This window comes from Pseudoduganella sp. GCM10020061 (assembly GCF_042683405.1).
Lineage (GTDB): Bacteria > Pseudomonadota > Gammaproteobacteria > Burkholderiales > Burkholderiaceae_D > Telluria.
Genome location: NZ_JBHUJS010000003.1, coordinates 846,315 through 868,758 on the forward strand (window position 1 = coordinate 846,315; position 22,444 = coordinate 868,758).

General features: G+C 66.8%; 22 protein-coding genes. 11 read left to right on the top strand and 11 right to left on the bottom strand.

Features of this window, described 5'->3' with window-relative positions; all coding sequences use genetic code 11:
* Positions 1-105: 105 nt before the first annotated feature.
* Together ACFSQR_RS11230 and ACFSQR_RS11235 are read left to right on the top strand one after the other, a co-directional pair.
* Positions 106-702 (top strand): hypothetical protein, encoded by a 597-nt coding sequence (locus ACFSQR_RS11230; RefSeq protein WP_377729862.1) that lies wholly within the window; start codon positions 106-108, stop codon positions 700-702.
* A 25-nt stretch (positions 703-727) separates the two neighbouring features.
* Positions 728-1,309, top strand: coding sequence for a hypothetical protein (locus tag ACFSQR_RS11235; RefSeq protein ID WP_377729863.1), 582 nt, complete (start codon positions 728-730; stop codon positions 1,307-1,309).
* A gap of 174 nt (positions 1,310-1,483) precedes the next feature.
* Here ACFSQR_RS11235 and rsmA read toward each other — a convergent pair whose 3' ends face one another.
* Genes rsmA through ACFSQR_RS11255 form a run of 4 tightly spaced genes read right to left on the bottom strand, consistent with a single transcriptional unit; the run spans position 1,484 to position 6,926 of the window.
* Entirely contained in the window at positions 1,484-2,251 is a 768-nt protein-coding gene (gene rsmA, locus ACFSQR_RS11240; RefSeq protein ID WP_377729864.1) for a 16S rRNA (adenine(1518)-N(6)/adenine(1519)-N(6))-dimethyltransferase RsmA, read from the bottom strand.
* Positions 2,248-3,300 carry a 4-hydroxythreonine-4-phosphate dehydrogenase PdxA gene (gene pdxA / locus ACFSQR_RS11245; RefSeq protein ID WP_377729865.1) on the bottom strand — a complete coding sequence of 351 codons (1,053 nt, stop codon included), beginning with the start codon at positions 3,298-3,300 and terminating at the stop codon, positions 2,248-2,250. The genes rsmA and pdxA overlap by 4 nt, the downstream gene beginning before the upstream one ends.
* 4 nt (positions 3,301-3,304) lie before the next feature.
* Positions 3,305-4,687 (bottom strand): peptidylprolyl isomerase, encoded by a 1,383-nt coding sequence (locus tag ACFSQR_RS11250; RefSeq protein WP_377729866.1) that lies wholly within the window; start codon positions 4,685-4,687, stop codon positions 3,305-3,307.
* Positions 4,688-4,721: 34 nt separating this feature from the next.
* Positions 4,722-6,926: an LPS-assembly protein LptD gene (locus ACFSQR_RS11255; RefSeq protein WP_377729867.1), complete on the bottom strand. Its 2,205-nt coding sequence runs from the start codon at positions 6,924-6,926 to the stop codon at positions 4,722-4,724.
* A gap of 97 nt (positions 6,927-7,023) precedes the next feature.
* On the opposite strand from ACFSQR_RS11255, the gene ACFSQR_RS11260 reads away from it, so the two are divergent.
* From ACFSQR_RS11260 to ACFSQR_RS11275, 4 genes are read left to right on the top strand one after another with little or no spacing between them, the layout of a single operon-like run.
* On the top strand, positions 7,024-8,082 hold the full coding sequence (locus ACFSQR_RS11260; RefSeq protein WP_377729868.1) for an aminoglycoside phosphotransferase family protein: 1,059 nt from the start codon (positions 7,024-7,026) through the stop codon (positions 8,080-8,082).
* A 10-nt stretch (positions 8,083-8,092) separates the two neighbouring features.
* Entirely contained in the window at positions 8,093-8,815 is a 723-nt protein-coding gene (gene murU, locus ACFSQR_RS11265) for an N-acetylmuramate alpha-1-phosphate uridylyltransferase MurU (protein ID WP_377729869.1), read from the top strand.
* Positions 8,812-10,119 (top strand): aminopeptidase P N-terminal domain-containing protein, encoded by a 1,308-nt coding sequence (locus ACFSQR_RS11270; RefSeq protein WP_377729870.1) that lies wholly within the window; start codon positions 8,812-8,814, stop codon positions 10,117-10,119. Before murU ends, ACFSQR_RS11270 begins: the two co-directional genes overlap by 4 nt.
* A complete protein-coding gene (locus ACFSQR_RS11275; protein WP_377729871.1) occupies positions 10,116-11,267 on the top strand; it encodes a UbiH/UbiF/VisC/COQ6 family ubiquinone biosynthesis hydroxylase in 1,152 nt (383 codons plus the stop codon). The genes ACFSQR_RS11270 and ACFSQR_RS11275 overlap by 4 nt, the downstream gene beginning before the upstream one ends.
* Before the next feature lie 28 nt (positions 11,268-11,295).
* On the opposite strand, the gene ACFSQR_RS11280 is transcribed toward ACFSQR_RS11275, so the two are convergent.
* Complete coding sequence (locus tag ACFSQR_RS11280; RefSeq protein WP_377729872.1) at positions 11,296-12,237, bottom strand: M20/M25/M40 family metallo-hydrolase; 942 nt, start codon at positions 12,235-12,237, stop codon at positions 11,296-11,298.
* A gap of 74 nt (positions 12,238-12,311) precedes the next feature.
* On the opposite strand from ACFSQR_RS11280, the gene ACFSQR_RS11285 reads away from it, so the two are divergent.
* Positions 12,312-13,232 (top strand): GGDEF domain-containing protein, encoded by a 921-nt coding sequence (locus ACFSQR_RS11285; protein WP_377729873.1) that lies wholly within the window; start codon positions 12,312-12,314, stop codon positions 13,230-13,232.
* Positions 13,233-13,306: 74 nt separating this feature from the next.
* Here ACFSQR_RS11285 and ACFSQR_RS11290 read toward each other — a convergent pair whose 3' ends face one another.
* Genes ACFSQR_RS11290 through ACFSQR_RS11300 form a run of 3 tightly spaced genes read right to left on the bottom strand, consistent with a single transcriptional unit; the run spans position 13,307 to position 16,216 of the window.
* Complete coding sequence (locus tag ACFSQR_RS11290) at positions 13,307-14,764, bottom strand: NAD(P)(+) transhydrogenase (Re/Si-specific) subunit beta (RefSeq protein ID WP_377729874.1); 1,458 nt, start codon at positions 14,762-14,764, stop codon at positions 13,307-13,309.
* Positions 14,761-15,075, bottom strand: a complete 315-nt coding sequence (locus tag ACFSQR_RS11295; RefSeq protein WP_377729875.1) for an NAD(P) transhydrogenase subunit alpha — start codon at positions 15,073-15,075, stop codon at positions 14,761-14,763. The genes ACFSQR_RS11290 and ACFSQR_RS11295 overlap by 4 nt, the downstream gene beginning before the upstream one ends.
* Positions 15,076-15,088: 13 nt before the next feature.
* Positions 15,089-16,216, bottom strand: a complete 1,128-nt coding sequence (locus ACFSQR_RS11300) for a Re/Si-specific NAD(P)(+) transhydrogenase subunit alpha (RefSeq protein ID WP_377729876.1) — start codon at positions 16,214-16,216, stop codon at positions 15,089-15,091.
* Positions 16,217-16,496: 280 nt separating this feature from the next.
* Between ACFSQR_RS11300 and ACFSQR_RS11305 the strand changes: the two genes are divergently transcribed.
* Complete coding sequence (locus tag ACFSQR_RS11305) at positions 16,497-17,003, top strand: NUDIX hydrolase (RefSeq protein WP_377729877.1); 507 nt, start codon at positions 16,497-16,499, stop codon at positions 17,001-17,003.
* Between the two features lie 15 nt (positions 17,004-17,018).
* The gene (mnmA, locus tag ACFSQR_RS11310; RefSeq protein WP_377729878.1) at positions 17,019-18,128 is read left to right on the top strand and encodes a tRNA 2-thiouridine(34) synthase MnmA; all 1,110 of its coding nucleotides are present in this window, start codon (positions 17,019-17,021) and stop codon (positions 18,126-18,128) included.
* Positions 18,129-18,152: 24 nt separating this feature from the next.
* Here the strand turns inward: mnmA and ACFSQR_RS11315 are convergent, their stop codons facing one another.
* From ACFSQR_RS11315 to ACFSQR_RS11325, 3 genes are all read right to left on the bottom strand, one after another.
* Complete coding sequence (locus tag ACFSQR_RS11315) at positions 18,153-18,536, bottom strand: response regulator (protein WP_377729879.1); 384 nt, start codon at positions 18,534-18,536, stop codon at positions 18,153-18,155.
* Positions 18,533-19,318 carry a 5'-3' exonuclease H3TH domain-containing protein gene (locus ACFSQR_RS11320; protein WP_377729880.1) on the bottom strand — a complete coding sequence of 262 codons (786 nt, stop codon included), beginning with the start codon at positions 19,316-19,318 and terminating at the stop codon, positions 18,533-18,535. The genes ACFSQR_RS11315 and ACFSQR_RS11320 overlap by 4 nt, the downstream gene beginning before the upstream one ends.
* A gap of 68 nt (positions 19,319-19,386) precedes the next feature.
* Positions 19,387-19,869 (bottom strand): DUF4844 domain-containing protein, encoded by a 483-nt coding sequence (locus ACFSQR_RS11325; protein WP_377729881.1) that lies wholly within the window; start codon positions 19,867-19,869, stop codon positions 19,387-19,389.
* A gap of 182 nt (positions 19,870-20,051) precedes the next feature.
* On the opposite strand from ACFSQR_RS11325, the gene ACFSQR_RS11330 reads away from it, so the two are divergent.
* Entirely contained in the window at positions 20,052-21,950 is a 1,899-nt protein-coding gene (locus ACFSQR_RS11330) for a CocE/NonD family hydrolase (RefSeq protein WP_377729882.1), read from the top strand.
* Positions 21,951-22,027: 77 nt separating this feature from the next.
* The gene (locus tag ACFSQR_RS11335) at positions 22,028-22,405 is read left to right on the top strand and encodes a group III truncated hemoglobin (protein WP_377729883.1); all 378 of its coding nucleotides are present in this window, start codon (positions 22,028-22,030) and stop codon (positions 22,403-22,405) included.
* Positions 22,406-22,444: the final 39 nt, after the last annotated feature.

Sequence of the window (22,444 nt, forward strand, 5' to 3'; positions counted from 1 at the left end):
TCCGGCGCTGTCATTGTTACAAGCCGTCACAGCAAAAGCAGTTTTTCTGAATGCAAATGAACTAAAATGACGACCATTTGCCATCTGTAGCGTTTTGGAGAGATTATGAAAAGCTTCACCCAGCCTTCCCGCCTGGCCGCGGCCTTCTGCGCCGCGCTTGCCCTCGCCGCCTGTGGCGGAAGCGGTGACGGCGACCTGTACCTGGCGGGCTCGATTTCCGGGCTGACCAAGGAAGGATTGGTGCTGGAGAACCGTGGCAACGGCGACACCAAGACGATCCCGGCCTTCGCACAGGCATTCGTTTTCGACAAGCGGCTCGACAACGACGAGTCCTTCGACGTCCAGATCAAGACCCAGCCGAACGGCGCGGTGTGCACGCCGCACTTCAACCGCGGCCGCACCGGTTCTTACAGCATCGAATCGGTCGAGATCCGTTGCGTGACCAATTCGTACCAGCTGGGCGGCACCATCTCCGGCCTGACCGGCACCGGCATGGTCCTCATCAACGGCGCCGACAAGCTGAACGTTGCACCGGGCGCGACCACCTTCACGATGCCGACCAAGGTCGCGGACGGCGGCGCCTACGGCCTGATCATCTTTACCCAGCCGGCCGGCCAGCAATGCGCGGTCACCAGCGGTGCGGCGACCGGCGTGATGGGCTCGACGGACAAGCTGAACGCGGTCCATATCACCTGCCAATAAGCCATTTTTTACAGAGAGAATTTCGATGAAGTTTAATTTTGTACGCGCCGGCGCCGCCGGCGCGCTGTTGCTGGCCCTGGCAGCTTGCGGCGGCACGGAAGAGTTCACCGTCAGCGGCACCATCGCCGGCCTGCGCAACAACGGCCTGGTCCTGTCGAACAATGGCGAAACCGTGATGCCCGCAGCGCACGCCACCTCGTTCTCGTTCCCGACCGCGATCGAGTACGGCAGCACCTACAAGGTGACCGCACTGACCCAGCCGCCGCACCAGACCTGCACCGTGTACCGCGGCACGGGCACCGCCGGCCAGATGGCCAACATGAACATCTTCGTCGATTGCATACAGAACGCGTATACCGTGGGCGGCACGGTGAGCGGCCTGACGGCCGATGGCCTGGTGCTCGTCAACGGCAGTGCCAGCTCGGCGACGCTGCCAAAGAACACGACCAGCTTCTCGTTCCCGGACAAGGTCGAAGATGGTGCCACCTACGGCGTCACGGTACTGACCAACCCGACCGGCTTGCGCTGCACGGTGGCGAACGGCGTGGGCACCATGGGCCAGGCGAATGTCACCAATGTCGCGGTCACCTGCGTCCCGGCGACCTGATTGATGAGATATAAATACGGAGCATAGGGGGTATTCCAAATATAAATTGGACGAATATGCTGTATCGCAGCATACTGCACCTGTCTCCTCCAACTCTCCTCAGAAAGAATTGGATTCAAGCCCACCGCCTGGTGGGCTTTTTTTTGTCCTGCCCCGCGGGGCAGGCCCTGAATCTTAAGGAAGGTTGGCGAGCGCGACGTACTGTTCGAGGCTGACCGCCTCGGGCCGCGCCTGCGGGTCGATGCCGGCTTCCACCAGTTGCGCCTCGGTGAACATGCCGGCCACGCAGTTGCGGATTACCTTGCGGCGCTGCGAGAACGCCTTTTGCACCACCTGCTCCAGCCGGGCGCCGTCGCAGGCCAGCTTGCGGCGCGTCGGCACCATGCGCACGATCGCCGAATCGACTTTGGGCGGCGGGTCGAATGCTTCCGGCGGCACGATGAACAGCAGCGCCATGTCATAGCGCCATTGCAGCATCACCGACAGGCGGCCATAGGCCTTGGTGCCCGGCTCGGCCACCATGCGCTCGACCACTTCCTTCTGCAGCATGAAATGCTGGTCCTCGATCGCGTCCGCATACTCCGCGAGATGGAACAGCAGCGGGCTCGAGATGTTGTACGGCAGGTTGCCGACCACGCGCAGCTTCTTCCCTTCCGGGACCGGGATCGAACCGAAGTCGAACTTGAGCGCGTCGCCCGAATGCACGGTCAGCTTCTCGCGCGGGAACTGCTTTTCCAGGCGCGCGACCAGGTCGCGGTCCAGCTCCACCACGTGCATGTGCGACAGCTGCTTGAGCAGAAGTTTGGTCATCGCCGCCAGGCCGGGGCCGATCTCGACCATCGTGTCGTCCTGGCGCGGGCCGATCGCGTCGATGATGTTGTTCAGGACGTGGTCGTCGGTGAGGAAGTTCTGGCCGAAGCGTTTGCGTGCGATGTGTTTCATGTTTCCGTTGTCTGTGATTGGCCGGCGGAAGCGCGCGCCATGGCCAGCGCGGTGCGCACCGCCTGCTCCATGCTGGCGCTGTCCGCGATGCCGGTGCCGCGCGCCGCGATGTCGAGCGCGGTGCCGTGGTCGACCGAGGTGCGCACCAGCGGCAAGCCGAGCGTGATGTTGACGCCGCGGCCGAAGGTCGCGTGCTTGAGGACCGGAAGGCCCTGGTCGTGGTACATCGCCAGCACGCAGTCCGCGTCCTCGAGGTACTTGGGCTGGAACAGCGTATCGGCCGGGTACGGGCCGCGCGCGTCGATGCCGCGGGCGCGCGCCGCTTCCAGGGCCGGCGTGATGGTATCGATCTCCTCGCGCCCAAGATAGCCGCCCTCGCCCGCGTGCGGGTTCAGTCCGGCGACCAGGATGCGCGGCGAATTTATGCCGAAGCGGCGGCGCAGGTCGTGGTCGATGATGTCGAGCACCCGCGCCAGCCCGTCCTGCGTGATCGCGCCGGCGACCTCGCGCAGCGGCAGGTGGGTGGTGGCCAGCGCCACGCGCAGCGGATGGCCGCCGGGCAGCGGGCCGGCCAGCATCATCACGACCTGCGCGGTGCCGGTCTTCTCGGCGAGGTATTCGGTGTGGCCGGAGAACGCGACGCCGGCATCGTTGATCGTGCTTTTCTGGAGCGGCGCCGTGGCCATCGCGTCGAACCAGCCGCGCCCGATGCCTTCCAGCGCCAGGTCGAGGGTGGCGAGCACCGCGCGTCCGTTGGCCGCATCGAGCACGCCCGGGCGCACCGGCACTTCCAGCGGCACGTCGATCACGGTGAGGCGCTCAGGCCCGAAGGACGGCAGCCCTCCGTTGCGGACGGCCTGCAGGGACAGGGCGGACAGGCGGATCGCGGGATCGATCTGCGCGGCGGTCAGCGCCAGCAGCGCGCTGTCGCCAAGCAGGATGCAGTTCGCTTCGTGGCGCAGCGCCCACGCGGCGCGGATCGAGATTTCCGGGCCGATCCCGGCCGGCTCTCCCGTGGTGATCGCGATCGCCGGCCTGGGTGCTGGCATGGGGTCAGCCTTGTTCGCGGAACTCGACGTAGGCGCGGTCGCGCACCTGGCGCTCCCAGTCTTCCAGCGCTTCCTGCTGCTTGCGGGCGAACAGGGCCTGGCGCGCCTCCTGGCGCTTGCGTTCCTTGGCCTGGTCGTCGGCCTTGCGCTCGACCACTTCGATCAGGTGCAGGCCCAGCGGAGTCTTGACGATGCCCGACACTTCGCCCGGCTTGAGCGCGTTCATCACGTTCTCGAATTCCGGCATCGTATCGCCCGGGTACAGCCAGCCCAGGTCGCCGCCTTTGGCCGCCGAGGCGTCGTTCGAGTGCTGGCGAGCCAGGTCCTCGAACTTTGCGGACTTGCTGTCCACCTGGGCTTTCAGTTCGGTGAGCTTTTTCTGCGCTTCCGCTTCCGACATGGTCGGCGTGATCTTGAGCAGGATGTGGCGCGCGCGGGTCTGCTGCACCACTGGCGCATCGTCCTGCTTGGCCTGGGTGCGCTTGTCGACCAGCTTGAGGATGTGGAAGCCGGTCGAGCTGCGGATCGGCTCCGTCACCTGGCCCGCGTTCAGCTTGAGCAGCGCCTCGCCGATCACCGGCGGCAGGCCGTTGGCCGGACGCCAGCCGACCGCGCCGCCCTGCAGCGCGTCGGGCGAGTCGGAGAAGGTCGCCGCCACGCGGGCGAAGTCGGCGCCGGTGCGCAGCTGGCGCATGACTTCGTCGGCGCGCGCGCGGCGGGCCGCGATCTGCTCCGGCGAGGCGTTGTCGGGGATGCGCACCAGGATCTGCGCGATGTTCAGTTCCACGTTCTGCGCCGCGGCGGCCTGCTCGCCCGCCATGAAGGTGTCCACTTCCGCGTCCGACACCTGGATCTTGGCGTCGACTTCATGCTCGCGCAGGCGGGTCAGGATGATCTCCTTGCGGATCTCTTCGCGGAAGGTCGCGAACGGCATGCCGTCCTTTTCCATCGCATTGCGCAGCTCCTGCACCGACATCTTCTGGCCTTCGGCGATGCGGACGATCGCGCGGTCGAGCTCGATGTCGCTGATCTTGACGCCGTATTCGGCCGCCAGCTGCAGCTGCGCGCGCTCGACGATCATGCGTTCGGTGACCTGGCGTTCCAGGTCCTCGCGGTCCGGCATCGGCGCGTTGGCCGCGCGCATGCGGTTTTCGATGTCGCGCACGCGTCCGGCCAGCTCGTTACGGGTGATCACTTCGTCGTTAACCACCACCGCGATCGAGTCGATCACATTTGCCGAGGACGATGCCGGCGGCAGGAAGCCGGTCGGCGCCGCGGGCTTGGCCGGCGCGGCCGGCGCCGCCGATTGCGCGTTGGCCGTGCCAGCGGTCAGGGCGCACAGCAGCGCGGCGGCAAGGCTGATTTGGTGGAGTCCGGTGTGTCGCATAATCTTGAAAGTACTCTTTCGGATAAATGGATTGTCAGCGCGACGTGCCATCGTTCAGGCGCGTGTAGCCGGGGATGCTGCGGTAGAACGACTCGAGCGGGCTGCCGAAGCCGAGCTTGGACAGTCCGTTCAGTTCAAGCTGGAAGAACGCCGGGGTCGAGGTCTGCTGCGCCGCCGTCACGAAGCGCTGGGCTCCCATCCGGAACACCCAGCAGTCGGCCCGGTATTCGAGCCCGACCAGCCCTTCGATCAGCTTGCGGTCACGCAGAGAATAACTCACCCGGCCCACGCCATACCAGCGTTGCGCGATCGGCCATTGTGACGAAATGTCCACGTTCTTGAAGCTGTCGCGCAGGTAGCGGTAGGAGGCGTTGACCACCTTCTTCTCGCCCGGCATCCACTGCACGCCGTAGTTCGAGGTGTAAGTCTGCTTCGCGCTTGCATTGTATTGTACTGCGCTGTCGAAGTTCCATTCCGGCGTGATGCGGCCCGATGCCGACAGCAGCAGGTCGGAGCGCGATTCGTTGCGCGGCGCCGAGCGGTCGATCGTGACGCGCTGGTCCTTGAAATAGAAGCGCTGGCCCAGCGCCAGGCGCAGGCGCTCGGCGCCGGATTCCTCGATATAGCGCGACACCACCGCCACCGTCATCTGGTTGGCGTCGCTGATGCGGTCCTGGCCGATGAAGCGGTTCTCGGTGAAGATCTGCGCGAAGTTGAAGCCCGTTTCCGCCGAATCGAAGTTCGGCAGGTTGTCCTGGTTCTTGTACGGTGTGTACACGTAGAACAGGCGCGGCTCGAGCGTCTGCGTCACGGCCGAACCGAACAGCGTGGACGGGCGCTCGAACACCATGCCGGAATCGACCGAGAAGGTTGGCAGCGTGCGCGAATACGAACGCGCGCCGTTGAACTCCGTCTCCAGGTCGTATTTGGTCGCGTGCAGCATCAGCTTGGGCGTGACGAAGTAGCCGGAGCGGACAATCGGGTAGGACAGCTGCGGGTTGACCACCGCGCGGTTGCCTTCGATCAGGGTCGGGTGCGCGAAGCGGGTGGCTTCGGCGTCGACCGACCAGTCGAAGCCCGCCACGTCGTAGCGCGCCGCGCGGAAGTTCACCTGCGGCAGGCGGTCATACGGGCGCGGCACGGTGAACGCGGAATTGGTGCGCGAGGCGGGGTCCTGCAGCACCTGGTAGCCTTGCGCGCGCGCCGACAGGCTCCAGTACTTGGTGACGTAATCGGTGCGCAGCTCGCGCAGCAGCTGGCGTTCCGCCGTGCTGTTGACCGACTTGGAAAAGTCGCTCGGGTATTCGTCGTCGGAGGCGGCGCGCACGTTCCAGCCGTACGACCAGTTCGGCGCCAGCCGCTGCGAGTGGAACGAGTTGACCTGCCAGCGGTTGGTGTTGGTCTGCTTGTCGTCCGGCAGCACCTCGACCTGGGTCTCGCCGGCGTAGGTCTCGCCCAGGTAGCGCGCGTGCGCCATCGCCATCAGGCCGCGGTTGCCCATCAGGCGCGGCGTCAGCGTCAGGTCGCGGTTGGGCGCGATGTTGAAGTAGTAAGGCAGCGTGATCTCGCTGTCGCCCTTCGAGCCCAGGCCTACCGATGGCGGGAGCCAGCCGGAGCGGCGCGCGCCCGACAGCGAGAACGACAGGGCTGGCGCGCCGATAATCGGCACGCCCTTGAAGTACACCACCGTGCGCGCCGCCATGCCGACGTCGCGGCCGGCGTCGAGGCGCAGCGTGTCGGCCTTGAGGTACCAGTCCGGATCGGGACCGGCGCAGGTGCTGTAGGTGCCGTCGATGACCACGGCCACGTCCTCGGACAGGAAGTCCATGCGCGTGGCCTGGCCCTGCGCGTTGTTCAGTTCCAGCCAGTATTGGGGGCGGATCACATAGCCCTTGCCGGAATCGAGATTCAGGCGCAGCTCCTCGCCGCGGTAGCGGTCGCCGTAGCGCCACATTTGCACGTTGCCGGCCGCGCGCACCTCGTCCTCGACCGCCAGGTAGCAGGCGGTATCGGCCTTCATGCGGGTCAGGCCGCGGGTGATTTCGACGTCGCCGGTGAGCGTGACTTCGCGGTCCGGGCGGCCGGTGACCTGCTCGGCCGATGCCACCACCGGGGCGTCCGGGTCCTCGGCCCGTTCGGTGCGCGTCTGCGCCTGCACGCTGCCCGCAACGGCGGCGGCCATGGCAGTGAGCGCGAATGCGCGGCGCGTCGGGTACTTTGAAGCCGAAAACCAGGTCATTGGACGAAGCGGAACACCATAAATGGCGATTTTTTAGATTGAATCCCTTATTATATGGGAATCGATACCAAACACGGGTTTTCCCGGCTTCCGCTTCATGTCTTTTTCGCATTCCCCTTCCGGTACGCCCGCCCCCACTGACGCACGCATCGACCAACTTACCGCCTGGCTCTCCACGCTTGGCCTGGTCGATATCGCCAGCCGCCGCCCTGCGTCGGCTGACGCCAGTTTCCGCCGCTATTTCCGGCTCGACGTCCTGCCCGAGCTGCGCGACAGGCTGGGCGACACCCTGATCGCCATGGACGCGCCGCCGGAACGCGAGAACGTGCCGGCCTTCGTGCACGTCCAGGGGCTGTTGCTGGAGGCCGGCGTGACCGTGCCGGCCATCGTCGCGCAGGATGTGCCGAGCGGCTTCCTGCTGCTGTCCGACCTGGGCACCACCACCTACCTGCAGCGCATCGACATCGACAACGCCGCCTTCATGTACTCGGACGCGGTCGACTCGCTGATCAAGTTCCAGCTGGCTTCCCGGCCGGGCGTGCTGCCCGAGTTCGACCGCGCCTTCGTGATGCGCGAGCTGAACCTGTTCCCCGAATGGTTCATCGAGCGCCACCTGGGCGTGCAGATGGACGAGCAGCAGAAGGCTGCGCTGGACGCCGTGTTCGAAGCGATCTGCGCCAACGTGCTGTCGCAGCAGCAGGTCTACATGCACCGCGACTACCACTCGCGCAACCTGATGTTCCTCGAGCGCGGCAACCCGGGCGTGCTGGATTTCCAGGACGCCGTGTTCGGCCCCGTGACCTACGACCTGGGCTCGCTGCTGCGCGACGCCTACGTGCAATGGGACGAGGAACTGGTGCTCGACTGGGTGGTGCGCTACTGGCAGAGCGCGAAGAAGGTCGGCCTGCCGGTCAATCCGGACATCGATTCGTTCTACCGCGACTTCGAATTCATGGCGCTGCAGCGCCACCTGAAGATCCTCGGCATCTTCTGCCGCCTGAACTACCGCGACAACAAGCCGAACTACCTGGGCGACCTGCCGACCGTGATCGATTACGTGCGCAAGACCGCCAACCGCTACACCGTCCTCAAGCCGCTCATCAAACTGATGGACGAATTCGAAGACAAGGCGCCGCAAGTCGGCTACACGTTCTGAGGCTGCCGACATGAAAGCGATGATTTTTGCCGCAGGCCGCGGCGAGCGCATGCGCCCGCTGACCGACTCCTGCCCCAAGCCGCTGCTCAAGGTGCGCGGACGCCCCCTGATCGTCTGGCAGATCCTGTCGCTGGTGCGCGCCGGGATCACCGAGATCGTGATTAACCATTCGCACCTCGGCCACATGATCGAGGCGGAGCTGGGCGACGGCAGCAAGTTCGGCGCCCGCATCGCCTATTCGCACGAGCCGGCGCCGCTGGAAACCGCGGGCGGCATCGCCAACGCGTTGCACCTGCTGGGCGACCAGCCCTTCGTCGCGGTATCGGGCGACATTTATTGCCCCTACTTCGACTACACCCAGGTGCTGGACGTCCTGCACGACAAGGATATGTGGGGCAACCCGTACCCGAAGGACAAGCGCGACGTCGCCTGGCTGTACCTGACGCCGAACCCCTGGCACAACCCGGACGGCGACTTTGCGCTGAACATGTACGCGCTGTCGAACGAGGGTTCCCCGAAATGGAATTTCGCCGGCATCGGCGTGTACCGTCCGGAGATGTTCGACGGGATCACCCCGGGCGACTACGTGCGTTTCGGACCGCTGATGCGCAAGTACATCGACCTGGGCCAGGTGGGCGGCGAGATCTATGAAGGCGAATGGGTCAATGTCGGCACCGTCGGCCAGCTGGAAGAACTGAACGCGCCGCTGGCGGCGAAGGCCCCCGCCGCATGACCGCCATGCCCGGCTACGCTGGACGGCGGGCCCGCCTGGCCGCTGCGATGCAGCCGGGCGCCGTCGCGATCGTGCCCACAGCACCGGAGGCGCTGCGCAACGGCGACAGCGAATATCCCTACCGTCACGACAGCTATTTCTACTACCTGACCGGCTTCGACGAACCGGAAGCGGTGCTGGTGCTCGCGCAGGGCAAGGCGATCCTGTTCTGCCGCCCGCGCGATCCGGAGCGCGAGATCTGGGATGGCTTGCGCCATGGCCCGGACGGCGCGCGCGAGGCCTTCGGCTTCGACGAGGCCTACGCGGTCGGTGAACTGGATGCGCGCATGCCCGGCCTGCTGGCCGATGCCAGCGCGCTGTATTACGCCAGCGGGAAGCACGCACAGGTCGACGCACAGCTCGCGCGCTGGCTGGACGCGGTGCGCCAGCGCGCGCGCAGCGGCGTCACCGCGCCGGAAACCGTGCACAACGTGCGCGTGCTGCTCGACGAGATGCGCCTCATCAAGGACGACGCCGAGCAGGCGCTCATGCGCCGCGCGGCGCTGGTCTCGTCGCGCGCGCACGAACGCGCGATGCGCGCGACGCGTACCGGCATGCGCGAATACGAAATCGAGGCGGAGCTCCTGTACGAGTTCCGCCGCAACGGCGCCCAGTCCCCGGCCTACACGCCGATCGTCGCCTCCGGCCCCAACGCCTGCATCCTGCACTACAACCAGAACCGGCGCCAGGTGGCGGACGGCGACCTGGTGCTGATCGACGCAGGCTGCGAGCTGGATGGCTACGCATCGGACATCACGCGCACCTATCCGGCCAGCGGCCGCTTCAGCGCGCCGCAGCAGGCGCTGTACGAACTGGTGCTGGCGGCGCAGGCCGCCGCGATGGCCGAGGCGCGCCCGGGCCTCCCCTACAGCGGCATGCACGACGCAGCGCTGCGCGTACTGGCGCAGGGCATGGTCGACCTGAAGCTGGTGCCGCACGCCAGCGCCGACGACGCCATCGCCGAGCGCGCCCACCAGCAGTTCTACATGCATGGCACCGGCCACTGGCTGGGCATGGACGTGCACGACTGCGGTTCCTACCGCGACCTGCAGGCGGAAGGCCGGCCCTCGCGCGCCCTGGCGCCGGGCATGGTGCTGACGGTCGAACCGGGCATCTACGTACGCCCGGCGCAAGGCGTGCCGGAGCAGTACTGGAACATCGGCATCCGCATCGAGGACGACGTGCTCGTCACGGCCGGCGCATGCGACGTGCTGTCCGACGCGCCCAAGCTGGTCGCCGACATTGAACACCTGATGCAACGATGAGCAACGAACTTCACGACTACGATGTGGCGATCTGCGGCGCAGGCCCGGTCGGCATGGCGCTCGCCGCCCTGCTGGTGCGGCGCGGCCTGGCGCCCGCGCGCATCGCGCTGCTGGACGCCAAGCCGCTCGAGCAGGCCCTGCGCGATCCGCGCTCGATCGCCATCTCGCACGGCAGCCGCATGCTGCTGGAGCAGGCAGGCGCGTGGCCGGTCGCCGCCACGCCGATCCATGAAATCCACATCTCGCGGCGGGGGCACTTCGGGCGCAGCCTGATGGACCGCAGCGAGCACCAGCTCGATGCGCTGGGCTATGTGGCGCAGTACGGGGACCTGGTGCGCGTGCTGGGTGCAGCCTGCGGCCGCGCGGGCGTCGCGGAACTGCGCCCGGCGCGCGTCACCGCAGCGCAGGAACAGCCCGGCGCCGTGCAGCTCACGCTGGAGGATGGCCGCACGATCAGCGCAGGCGTGGTGGTGCAGGCGGAAGGCGGCGTGTTCGGGGAGCAGGCCGGGCGCAGCCGCGTGCGCGACTACGGCCAGACGGCGGTGATTGCGCGGGTAACGGCGACGCGCCCGGTGGCGAACCGCGCATACGAACGCTTTACCGAAGAAGGGCCGCTCGCGATGCTGCCGCAGGACGGCAGCGATGGCCATCAATATGCCCTGGTCTGGTGCATGGCGCCGGATCGCGCGCAGCAGGTTGCGGCGCTCGACGACGCTGCGTTCCTGGCCGCGCTGGGCGAGGCGTTCGGCACGCGGCTGGGCAGCTTCAGCGGCGCCAGCAAGCGCGTTGCCTTCCCGCTCGGCCTGAACGCGGGGACAGAGGGCAGCGCGCGCATCGCGGCGGTAGGGAACGCGGCGCAAACCTTGCACCCGGTGGCCGGACAGGGATTGAACCTGGGCCTGCGCGACGCGGCGGTGCTGGCGCGGCTGCTGGCGCGCGGCCCCGGCCCGCAGGCGCTTGCCCGCTTCGCCGAAGAGCGGCGCGCCGACCGCGACACCGTCATCGCCGCGACCGATGCGATGGCGCGCGCATTCGCGCGCCAGGGTGCCAGCCAGGCCATACTGGGCCTGTCGCTCGGCGCGCTCGATGCGGCGCGTCCCGCGCGCATGCTGCTGGCCGAACTGATGATGTTCGGCCGCCGCGCCTGAACGGGTGCGGGACTGCCCCGCCGCGGGATTAGCGCGCGGGTGCCGCGCTGCGATCCAGCGTCACCGCCGTATCCAGCGCAAACTGCGCAGCCTTGCGGAAGAACTCCAGTGTCAGGTTCTCGAAGGTGTCGCCCGGGCCATGGTAGTCCGCATGGTCTTCCACGCCAAAGTACAGGAACGGAATGCCGGCGTCGTGGAAGGCGCCATGGTCGGAGCTCTGGGTCCAGTCGTCGACGCGCGTCAGCGTCTTTGGCTGGTCGTGCCCGAACGAGACCTTCAGCCCGCTGCGTTGCGCCGCCTGGTCCACCACCGCGCGCAACGCTGGCGTATAGCTGGTGCCAGCCACGTTGATCTCGCCCTTGTCGTTGCGGCCGACCATGTCGAAATTCAGGTTCGCGACCACTGTGTCGCTCCTCAAGGGCATCGAGGACACGAAATGCTTCGCGCCCCGCAGCCCCATCTCCTCGCCGTCGAACAGCGCGAACACGATCGAGTGTTCCGGTGGGTTGGCGCGGAACCAGCGCGCGGCCGCCAGCACCACGGCCACGCCGGAGGCGTTGTCGTCGGCGCCCGGGTGGATCTTCCCCTTGTGCAGGCCAAGGTGGTCGTAGTGCGCGGACAGGACAATGTAGCGTTCCGGGTTCCTGGTGCCGCGCACCAGGCCGACCAGGTTTACCGCGCCGACCTGCCGGGCGTTCTGGCCCTCCTTGCCTTCGCGGCGGGTAAACGAGAACGGCTGGCCGAACGATGCGCCGAGCGGAGCGATGCCGGTCGCGCGCAGTCGCTGCTCAAGGTATTCCCGCGCCTTGCGGTTACCCGGCGTGCCGGTGCGGCGGCCTTCGTAGGCCGGCGACGACAGCGTACGCGCGTCGGCGAACAGCTGCTCCCTGTCGACCGTAGGCGCCGCGGGGTGCGCTTGCGCTGCGCAGGCGATCGCGATGGCGAACAGGCAGGTCAAGGCGTGGGACATCGTGATCGTTTTCATACGCTTAAGGGCCGGAAAAAGACGGCAGCATACCCCAAACAACGTAAAATATGGGGGCGATGATTACTCTCCTTCCCCTCCCTGCCATCAACGCCCTGATCGAGGAATCGCTCGACGCAGTCCTGATCATCGACGGGGACAGCACGATCCGTTATGCCAATGCGGCGATGGCGCAGCTGACCGGCTATCCGTCCGGTGAGCTGGTCGGCCAGTCCTTCAACCTTCTGATCGATCCCGAGCTGGTGGCGGAGCACGATGGCTACGTGCAGCATTACGTCGCTGCCCGGCGCAAGTCCTCCGTGCTGGGACGGGTGCGCGAATTCATGGTCCGGCACCGCAGCGGCGAAATGATCCCGGTCAGTATGAAAGCTGTCGACCTGGGAGATACGGACGGCGTGCGCTTCCTTGGCGCGTTCATGGAAGACCAGCGTCCCCGCCGCGCGCTCGAAGCAAAACAGCGCGAGCTCCTCGAACAGCTGGAACACCAGGCGCTGACCGACATGCTGACCGGGCTGCCGAACCGGCGCGCGTTCCAGAACGAGGCGCGGCAGGCGATGGCGCGTGCGCGCCGCGACGGCGCGCCGGTGACGGTGGGCGTGGCCGATGTCGACCACTTCAAATCGATCAACGACCGCTACGGGCACGCGGCGGGCGACCAGGTCCTGCAGGAATTGGCGGAGGTGATCCGCAAGGCGGCGCGCGCCAGCGATGTCGTGGCGCGCACGGGCGGCGAGGAATTCAGCCTGCTGTTCCCCAGCGCGACCGTGGCGCAGGCGATGCGGGTCGCCGAGCGCATTCGCGCGGCGGTGCAGGCGCACGAGGTGGAGACGCCGGGCGGGAACGTGCTGCGCGTGACGCTCAGCGCGGGACTGGCGCAACTGCCGATGGACGATAGCGAATTCGATGCCACCGTGGCGAAGGCGGACGAGGCGCTGTACCGGGCCAAGCATGGCGGGCGCAACCGGGTTGAGGCTGCGTAGCGCCCGGCATCCGCGGACGACTCCAGGCGCACCAAATAATCGGGTGACGGTCCCGCCGGGGACCGTCCCCTGATTCAGTCGACGGCCTTGACCATGTCTTCGATGACCTTTTTCGCGTCGCCGAAGACCATCATCGTGTTGGGCTGGTAGAACAGGTCGTTGTCGAGGCCCGCATAGCCGGACGCCATCGAGCGCTTGTTCACGATGATCGATTTGGCCTTGTAGGCCTCCAGGATCGGCATGCCGGCGATCGGCGATTTCGGGTCCTTGGCGGCCGGGTTGACGACGTCGTTCGCGCCCAGCACCAGCACCACGTCGGTCTGCCCGAATTCGGCATTGATGTCCTCCATCTCGAACACCTGCTCGTACGGCACCTCGGCCTCGGCCAGCAGCACGTTCATGTGGCCCGGCATGCGCCCTGCCACCGGGTGGATCGCGTACTTCACGTTCACGCCCTTCCCGGTCAGCTTTTCCACCAGCTCCTTGAGCGGATGCTGTGCGCGCGCGACCGCCAGGCCGTAGCCCGGCACGATGATCACAGACTCGGCGTTCGACATGATGAAGGCGGCATCGTCCGCGGAGCCCGACTTGACCGGGCGCTGCTCGGTCTTGCCCGCCGCGCCGGCCGCCGCCGGTTCGCCGCCAAAGCCGCCCAGGATCACGTTGAAGAACGAGCGGTTCATCGCCTTGCACATGATGTACGAGAGGATCGCGCCGGACGAGCCGACCAGCGAGCCTGCGATGATCAGCATCGAGTTATTCAGCGAGAAGCCGATACCCGCCGCGGCCCAGCCGGAGTAGGAGTTCAGCATCGATACCACCACCGGCATGTCCGCGCCGCCGATCGGAATGATGATCAGCACGCCCAGCACGAACGAGAGCGCCGCCATCGCAAGGAACGGCGTCCACGCCGGATCGACGCCGGGATCGAAGGTGAACACCAGGCCGAGCGAGATCACGGCGACCGCCATCGCGAGGTTGATCAGGTGCTGCCCCGCGAACTGCACCGGCGCGCCCTGGAACAGGCGGAACTTGTATTTGCCCGACAGCTTGCCGAATGCGATCACCGAACCGGAGAAGGTCACGGCCCCGACGAAGGTGCCGATGAACAGCTCCAGGCGGTTCCCCACCGGCAGCGGGTCGCCGCGCGTGGCGATGTTGAAGGCCCACGGCTCGGACACCGCCGCGATCGCGATGCACACTGCCGCCAGGCCGATCAGCGAGTGCATCGCTGCGACCAGCTCGGGCATCTTGGTCATCTCGACCCGCCTGGCGAGCATGGCGCCGATCGCGCCGCCCACCAGCGTGCCGAGCGCCACCAGCATGTAGCCGAAGGTGCCGTCGGCCGCTTCGGCCTTGAGCCGGACAATCAGCGCGACCGTGGTGGCGAACGCGATCGCCATGCCGATCATGCCGAAGGCATTGCCCTTGCGCGCATTGGCCGGCGAGGACAGGCCCTTGAGCGCCTGGATGAAGCAGATCGATGCGACCAGGTACAGCAGGGTGACCTGGTTCATGCTGATGTAGTTCATGCCTTGTCTCCCGCCTTGGCTTTCGGTTCCTTCTTCCGGAACATCTCGAGCATGCGCTGCGTGACGAGGAAGCCGCCGAACACGTTGACGGCAGCCAGCGCCACCGCAACGGTGCCCGCGACCTGGCCGGTGAGGCCTTCGGTAAGGCCCGCCGCCAGCATCGCGCCGACGATGATGATCGCGGAGATCGCGTTGGTGACGGCCATCAGCGGCGTGTGCAGCGCCGGCGTGACGGTCCACACCACGTGGTAGCCGACGTAGATCGCCAGCACGAAGATGATCAGGTTGGTAATGGTGTCGCTGACTTCCATGTGGTCCTCCTTGTTATTTGCGCAGTACCTGGCCGTCCGCGCACAGCAGCGTGGCCTTGAGGATCTCTTCTTCGCGGTCGATCACTAGCGGAGCGCCGCCCGGCTTGTCGTCCTTGTCGATGATCAGCTTGAGGAAATCGAGCACGTTGCGCGCGTACAGCGCCGAGGCGTCGGCCGCCACCAGCGCGGCCAGGTTCGGTTCGCCCACGATGTGCACGCCGTGCCGGGTGACGGTCTTGCCCAGCTCGGACAGCGCGCAGTTGCCGCCCTGTTCCACCGCCAGGTCGACGATCACGGAGCCCGGCTTCATGGCCTTGACCGTGTCTTCGGGGATCAGGATCGGCGCGTTGCGGCCCGGGATCAGGGCGGTGGTGATGATGATGTCGGCCAGCTTGGCGCGCTCGTGCACCAGTTCGGCCTGGCGCTGCATCCATGCGGCCGGCATCGGGCGCGCATAGCCGCCCACGCCCTGCGCGATCTCGCGCTCTTCGTCGGTCAGGTAGGGAACGTCGATGAACTTGGCACCCAGCGACTCGACCTGCTCCTTGACGGGCGGGCGCACGTCGGACGCTTCGATCACCGCGCCGAGGCGCTTGGCGGTGGCGATCGCCTGCAGGCCGGCCACGCCCACGCCCATGATCAGCACGCGCGCGGCCTTGACCGTACCTGCGGCGGTCATCAGCATCGGCATGAAACGCTGGTAGGTGTTCGCCGCGATCATCACGGCCTTGTAGCCGGCGATATTGGCCTGGGAGGACAGCACGTCCATCGACTGGGCGCGCGTGATGCGGGGCACCGCTTCCAGCGCGAAGGCGAGGATGCCCGCCTGCGCCATGGCTTCGGTGTTTTCCTTGTCGAAGGGATTGAGCATGCCCACCAGGACGGCGCCGCTGCGCATCAGGGCGCGCTCGCCGGCATCCGGGGCGCGCACCTTGAGCACCAGGTCGGCGCCGAACGCGTCGGCGGCGCTGCCGATGCTGGCGCCCGCTGCGGCGTAGGCCTCGTCCGGGACGGACGCATGCAGGCCGGCGCCGGATTGCACGATCACCTGGTGCTTCGCGGCCAGCTTCTTGACCGTTTCGGGCGTTGCCGCAACGCGGGTTTCGCCCGGCCGGGTCTCGGCCGGGATACCAATCTTCATGAGTTGCCTCCTTACAATTGACTTCGGGTCATCTTACAACATTGGCATGACCGCAGCTTATCGATATGAAAGATTGTCAAGAAATATGCAAATACGGAATTTGCCTGATGCGGCGCTGCCTCGGGGCGTCCGCAAGTTGAATTGCGCGCTCCCCCGCCGCGCGGGTGCGGTAGAATGCGCGGCGCGCAATTTCATGCCAAAAAGACAATTATCGGCAAGCGTTGCGCCAGCAGTATTACCCTGCCCCATGTAGAATGTCGGCTCATTAAAAAGGACGCGCATGCCGCACACCTGGAAACCCAACGTCACCGTCGCAGCGGTCATCGAGCGCGACGGACGCTTTCTGCTGATCGAAGAAGAGACCAGCGACGGCGTACGCCTGAACCAGCCTGCCGGCCACCTCGACCCCTTCGAATCGCTGCCGGAAGCGGTCACGCGCGAAGTGCTGGAAGAGACTGCGCATGACTTCAAGCCGACCGCGCTGGTCGGCATGTACATGTCGACCTACCATTCCTTGCGCCGCAAGGAGGACGTGACCTACCTGCGTTTCGCATTCTGCGGCGAGGTCGGCGCGCACTATCCGGACCGGCCGCTCGACCACGGCATCCTGCGCACCATGTGGATGACGCGCGAAGAAATCGCAGCCTGCCAGGAGCGCCACCGCAGCCCGCTGCTGCTGCAGTGTATCGACGACTACCTGCGCGGCCAGCGCGCGCCGCTCGATATCGTGCACACGCACGATTCCGTGTACGGCAATGGCAATGGCAACGGCAAGGCTGCCGCTTAAAGGATCAAACCAAGCATGAGCAAGAAAAAAGTCGTGATCGGCATGTCCGGTGGCGTGGACTCCTCGGTGTCGGCATGGCTGCTGAAGGAACAGGGCTACGAGGTGGTGGGCCTGTTCATGAAGAACTGGGAAGACGACGACGATTCCGAATACTGCTCCACGCGCCAGGACTGGATCGACGCGGCCAGCGTGGCCGACGTGGTGGGCGTGGACATCGAGGCGGTCAACTTCGCCGCCGAGTACAAGGACCGCGTGTTCGCGGAGTTCCTGCGCGAGTACCAGGCCGGGCGCACCCCGAATCCGGATGTCCTGTGCAACGCCGAGATCAAGTTCAAGGCTTTCCTCGACCACGCGATGAAGCTGGGCGCGGACCTGATCGCGACCGGCCACTACGCGCGGGTGCGCGAGAACGCCGGCCGCTTCGAACTGCTCAAGGCGGTGGACCACACCAAGGACCAGAGCTACTTCCTGCACCGGCTGAACCAGGCGCAGCTGTCGCGCACGCTGTTCCCGCTGGGCGAGATCCCGAAGACCGAAGTGCGCAAGATCGCCGAAAAGCTCGCCCTGCCGAATGCGGCCAAGAAGGATTCGACCGGCATCTGCTTTATCGGCGAGCGGCCGTTCCGCGACTTCCTCAACCGCTACCTCTCGTACAAGCCGGGTCCGATCAAGACGGACGACGGCAAGACCGTGGGCGAGCACGTGGGCCTGTCGTTCTACACGCTGGGCCAGCGCAAGGGTATCGGCATCGGCGGCCTGAAATCGTACAAGAACCCGGACGGCACCAGCGACGCCTGGTACGTGGCGCGCAAGGACGTCGAGAACAACACGCTGTACATCGTGCAGGGCCACGACCATCCGTGGCTGCTGTCGCCGCAGCTGGAAGCGGGCCAGGCCAGCTGGATCGCCGGCGTGCCGCCGGAGGCGCGCGCGCTGTCGGCCAAGACGCGCTACCGCCAGCACGATGTGGCCTGCAGCGTGGCGCCGCAGGGCATGGACCGGTTCACGCTCGATTTCGCGGAGCCGCAGTGGGCCGTGACGCCGGGACAGTCGGCCGTGCTGTATGACGGCGACGTGTGCCTGGGCGGCGGCATCATCGACAGCGCCAGCGCGACCCGGCGCTGACTGTTCCCGGGGACCGTCCCGTCCCTACGTTTGCTGTTTGCGGACCACGGACAGGACCGTATTGCGGATCGCCTTGAGCACCGCATCCGCCTTGAACGGCTTGACGATGAATCCGTGCGCGCCGCGCGCCAGCGCTGCCTGCACGGTAGCCGCATCGAGCGTGGCCGACACCACGAACACCAGCGTCTTGGGCGCGGCCATCCGCACCTGTTCGATCATCTCCCCCGTATCGCCCGCCTGTTCCGAGGCCAGGCAGATGAAATGCGGCGCGTGCTTGACCGCCAGAGCCAGCCCCTGCGAGGCATTATGCGTGGCGCCCACCACCTCGTAGCCGCCATCGGCCAGCACCGTGCCCAGCAGGCCGCGCGCAACCGCGTTCGGATCCACGATGACCGCCTTGAGCGTCATGCCGCCACCTGCCCGTAGGCCAGGGCCTTCCAGGTGACGCCCAGGCGCACGTCCAGCTTGAGTTCGACCAGCTTGCGCGACACGTCGAGCGTCTCGCGTTCGGCGCGCAGGCGCTCCCCCACCGGGGTCTTGAGGATGCCTGCGCCGGCGATCACCGCGTCCAGGTTGCCATAGGCGTTGAGCAGGCGCGCCGCGGTCTTCATGCCGATCTTGGACACGCCCGGCACGCCGTCGGTAACGTCGCCCATCAGCGCCAGCAGGTCGGGCAGCAGCTCGGGCGCGACGCCGAAGCGCGCGCGCACCCAGGCGTCGTCGTGCCACTCGCCCTTGAAGTGGTCCCACACCAGCGCGCCGTACCCGATCAGCCCATGCAGGTCCTTGTCGGTGGTGGCGACGATGGCGTCGCCGCGGCCCTCGTTCAGCCAGCGCATCACGCAGGTCCCGATCACGTCGTCCGCCTCCACTTCCGGCACGCAGCACACGTGCACGCCAAGTTCGCGCAGGCGGTCGTAGAAGCCCGGCAGCGCCTCGCGCAGCGGCGAGGGCATCGGCGCGCGCTGCTCGCGGTAGCGCGGGTACAGGGTGTGGCGCCAGGTCATGCCGCCATGGTCGAACGCGGCCAGCACGTGGCTGGGCGCGTGCGCGCCCAGCAGGTTGCGGAACGAGGACAGCGAATGGCGCAGCGCGGCCTCCGCCTTCGCGGGGGAATCCGGTTCGTCGCTGGCGGCTTCGTACACGCGCCGGACGATGTTCAGGCCGTCGATGGCTAACAGCTTGGCCATGGGAGTGGAATGGGTGGGAGACGAGTCCGATAGCTTAGCATTCCGCCTGCCGGCGCGAAAGCGGCCGGCTAGCGCAGGATGACGTGTTCGAACGGCACGCCGTAGCGCCACACGTTGAGCAGCTCGTCGGTGCCGGCCACGCCGATGGTGGCGACCATCCGTTCGACGTAGTGCAGCGCCTCGTCCTTTTCATGGGGGCCCAGGCGGTCCAGGCGCGGCAGTTCGCGCTTGAGGGCGGCCAGCAGGGCCGAGCGGCGCGGCTGCTCGGAAATCGACAGCTCGACCGAGGCGATGATCGCGTCGACCGCGCGCTGCGCCTCGGCGCGCACCATCTCGTTGGGCGCGCCCTGGTACATGGTCTGCGGGTCGGGATAGAACTTGCGCTCCATGCGCAGTCCTTCCAGGCGGGCGAAGGTGTGCGGGTGCAGCACCAGCGAATGGTCGTTGGCGCCGGTAGGCCACAGGTAGAACAGCACGCCTGTCAGGCACGCCGCCGCCAGCGCGGACAGCGCGATCAGGGCGGCAAGCAGGTAACGGCTGATGGTTTCCATGGCGGGGCTTTAGGCTCGGAACGCAAGCATACCTGTTTTAAATTTAACAAAATGCGTTCTTTGTCACGCGTGGCAAAACTGCCCATGCCGCTTTGCTAAAGGAGCCAGGGATCGGTACTATGCAGCGGCGCGATCGTACTGACAGCGAATCGCGCGCCAGCCATTTCACATTCGGAGACCTCATGCCGCGCCGTTCGACCGCCCGACTTTCCCTGCTTTGTGCCCTGCTTGCATCCGGTTTTTCCGCCCACGCCGACACGCCGCCGATGCAGCCGGACATTCCGGCATCGTTCGACAGCGCGCTCCCTGCCAACGCCAACTACGTGCGCCGCGTGGCCATGATCCCGATGCGCGACGGCGTCAGGCTGCACACCATCATCCTCATGCCCAAAGGCGCCGCCAAAGCCCCGATCATGCTGACCCGCACGCCCTACAACGCGGCGCGGCGCAGTGCGCGCGCGCTCAGCCCGGACATGGCGACCGCGCTGCCCGAAGGCGACGACCAGTTCATCGCCAACGGCTACATCCGGGTCTACCAGGACGTACGCGGCAAGCACGGCTCCGAAGGCGACTACGTGATGACCCGCCCGATCCGCGGTCCGCTGAACGGCACCGCGGTGGATCATGTTACGGATGCCTACGACACCATCGACTGGCTGGTGAAGAACGTCCCCGAGACCAACGGCAAGGTCGGCATGGTCGGCTCCTCGTACGACGGCTTCACCGTGCTGATGGCGCTGGCCGATCCGCACCCGGCCCTGAAGGCGGCGGTGCCAATGAGCCCGATGGTGGACGGCTGGCGCGGGGACGACTGGTTCCACAACGGCGCCTTCCGCATGCCGAACCTGTTCTACTTTGCCAGCCAGACCACCGCGCGCGGCAGCGGGGCGGAAGTGGCGACCGGCGTGTATGACGACTACGAGGGCTACCTGCGCGCCGGCTCGGTCGGCGGCCTGGCGCAGCAGCTTGGCGTGGCGGGCCTGCCTTACGTGAAGAAGGTGTTCGAGCATCCGGCCTACGACAGCTACTGGCAGGGGCAGGCGCTCGACCGCGTGCTGGGCAGCCGGCCGCTGAAGGTGCCGACCATGCACGTGGTGGGCCGCTGGGACCAGGAAGACATCTACGGCGCCTACGCCGTGTACGCGGCCACCGAACCGAAGGACAGGCAGAACGACATGAACCACCTGGTCGTGGGTCCGTGGCGCCACAGCCAGGTCAACTATGAGGGCCGCGCGCTCGGGCCGCTGCGCTTCGACGGCGACACCGCGGCCGAATTCCGCCGCGAGACCATGCTGCCCTTCCTGAACCAGCATCTCAAGGACGGCGCGCCGCGCGCGCAGACGCCGCCGGTGCTGTCGTACGAAACCGGCACCGGCCGCTGGCGCCGGCACGCGCAATGGCCGCTGGCCCAGGCCACCACGCCGCTGTACCTCGCGGCGGGCGGCAAGCTGGGCTTCGACAAGCCGGCCCGGGGCGCGTTCGACGAATTCGTGTCCGACCCGTCCAAGCCGGTGCCGTTCGTCCCGCGCCCGGTGCGCGCCACCGATCCGGACGTGTGGCGCCCATGGCTGGTGAGCGACCAGCGCTTCGTCGCCGATCGCCCGGACGTGCTCACCTGGGTATCCGAGCCGCTCAAGTCGCCCGTGCACCTGGCCGGGGCGCCGATGGTCAACCTGTTCGCCTCCACCACCGGCACCGATGCCGACTGGGTGGTCAAGGTGATCGACGTGTACCCGGACGAAGTCCCGAACGAGCCGCGGATGGGCGGCTACCAGCTGGGAATCTCGATGGACATCTTCCGCGGCCGCTATCGCAACAGCCTCGAAACGCCGTCCGCGATCCCGGCCAACAAGGTCGAACGCTACCGCTTTGCGCTGCCGAACGCGGACCACGTGTTCCTGCCGGGGCACCGCATCATGGTGCAGGTGCAGTCCAGCTGGTTCCCGCTGTATGACCGCAACCCGCAGACCTTCGTGCCCAATATCTTCCTCGCGCAGCCGGCGGACTACCGCAAGGCGGTGCACCGCGTCTACAGCACCCCGGATGCTCAAAGCGTGATCGAACTGCCGGTCGTGCAGTAATACCGCCCGCCCGGGGCGGTTGCGCGGCGCCGGGAATAAATGTAGCATTCGTAGTGCATGTTTATTCCCGGCTTACCATGTCTGCGCTGACCCTCGACCGTTCTTCCCTGTCCCGCCTCGTCCACGAATTCTACGGCGACGTGCGCGCCGATCCCGTGCTCGGGCCAGTCTTCGACAATGCCATTGGCGATCACTGGGACGCGCACTTCGAGCGCCTGACCGATTTCTGGTGCACCGTCATGCTGGGCACCCGGGAGTTCCAGGGCAATGTGTTCGGCACCCACATGCAGATCCGGGGCGTCGAGCCGGAACATTTCCGCCGCTGGCTCGACATTTTCGGGGCCACCGTGGCGCGGCTGTTCGCGCCGGACGTGGCGGACGAGTTCATGCTGGTTGCACGGCGCATCGCCGGCAGCCTGCAGTACGGCTACTTCGGCAAGATCGAAGTCCAGTAAGCGTGTGTGGCATGCCGAACAGATAAGCGCCAAGCCCGG

Excerpts from the sequence above, each read along its gene's own strand:
- ACFSQR_RS11230 (WP_377729862.1), top strand. The coding sequence starts at position 106 with ATGAAAAGCTTCACCCAGCCTTCCCGCCTGGCCGCGGCCTTCTGCGCC.
- ACFSQR_RS11235 (WP_377729863.1), top strand. The coding sequence starts at position 728 with ATGAAGTTTAATTTTGTACGCGCCGGCGCCGCCGGCGCGCTGTTGCTG.
- rsmA (WP_377729864.1), bottom strand. The coding sequence starts at position 2,251 with ATGAAACACATCGCACGCAAACGCTTCGGCCAGAACTTCCTCACCGAC.
- pdxA (WP_377729865.1), bottom strand. The coding sequence starts at position 3,300 with ATGCCAGCACCCAGGCCGGCGATCGCGATCACCACGGGAGAGCCGGCC.
- ACFSQR_RS11250 (WP_377729866.1), bottom strand. The coding sequence starts at position 4,687 with ATGCGACACACCGGACTCCACCAAATCAGCCTTGCCGCCGCGCTGCTG.
- ACFSQR_RS11255 (WP_377729867.1), bottom strand. The coding sequence starts at position 6,926 with ATGACCTGGTTTTCGGCTTCAAAGTACCCGACGCGCCGCGCATTCGCG.
- ACFSQR_RS11260 (WP_377729868.1), top strand. The coding sequence starts at position 7,024 with ATGTCTTTTTCGCATTCCCCTTCCGGTACGCCCGCCCCCACTGACGCA.
- murU (WP_377729869.1), top strand. The coding sequence starts at position 8,093 with ATGAAAGCGATGATTTTTGCCGCAGGCCGCGGCGAGCGCATGCGCCCG.
- ACFSQR_RS11270 (WP_377729870.1), top strand. The coding sequence starts at position 8,812 with ATGACCGCCATGCCCGGCTACGCTGGACGGCGGGCCCGCCTGGCCGCT.
- ACFSQR_RS11275 (WP_377729871.1), top strand. The coding sequence starts at position 10,116 with ATGAGCAACGAACTTCACGACTACGATGTGGCGATCTGCGGCGCAGGC.
- ACFSQR_RS11280 (WP_377729872.1), bottom strand. The coding sequence starts at position 12,237 with ATGTCCCACGCCTTGACCTGCCTGTTCGCCATCGCGATCGCCTGCGCA.
- ACFSQR_RS11285 (WP_377729873.1), top strand. The coding sequence starts at position 12,312 with ATGATTACTCTCCTTCCCCTCCCTGCCATCAACGCCCTGATCGAGGAA.
- ACFSQR_RS11290 (WP_377729874.1), bottom strand. The coding sequence starts at position 14,764 with ATGAACTACATCAGCATGAACCAGGTCACCCTGCTGTACCTGGTCGCA.
- ACFSQR_RS11295 (WP_377729875.1), bottom strand. The coding sequence starts at position 15,075 with ATGGAAGTCAGCGACACCATTACCAACCTGATCATCTTCGTGCTGGCG.
- ACFSQR_RS11300 (WP_377729876.1), bottom strand. The coding sequence starts at position 16,216 with ATGAAGATTGGTATCCCGGCCGAGACCCGGCCGGGCGAAACCCGCGTT.
- ACFSQR_RS11305 (WP_377729877.1), top strand. The coding sequence starts at position 16,497 with ATGCCGCACACCTGGAAACCCAACGTCACCGTCGCAGCGGTCATCGAG.
- mnmA (WP_377729878.1), top strand. The coding sequence starts at position 17,019 with ATGAGCAAGAAAAAAGTCGTGATCGGCATGTCCGGTGGCGTGGACTCC.
- ACFSQR_RS11315 (WP_377729879.1), bottom strand. The coding sequence starts at position 18,536 with ATGACGCTCAAGGCGGTCATCGTGGATCCGAACGCGGTTGCGCGCGGC.
- ACFSQR_RS11320 (WP_377729880.1), bottom strand. The coding sequence starts at position 19,318 with ATGGCCAAGCTGTTAGCCATCGACGGCCTGAACATCGTCCGGCGCGTG.
- ACFSQR_RS11325 (WP_377729881.1), bottom strand. The coding sequence starts at position 19,869 with ATGGAAACCATCAGCCGTTACCTGCTTGCCGCCCTGATCGCGCTGTCC.
- ACFSQR_RS11330 (WP_377729882.1), top strand. The coding sequence starts at position 20,052 with ATGCCGCGCCGTTCGACCGCCCGACTTTCCCTGCTTTGTGCCCTGCTT.
- ACFSQR_RS11335 (WP_377729883.1), top strand. The coding sequence starts at position 22,028 with ATGTCTGCGCTGACCCTCGACCGTTCTTCCCTGTCCCGCCTCGTCCAC.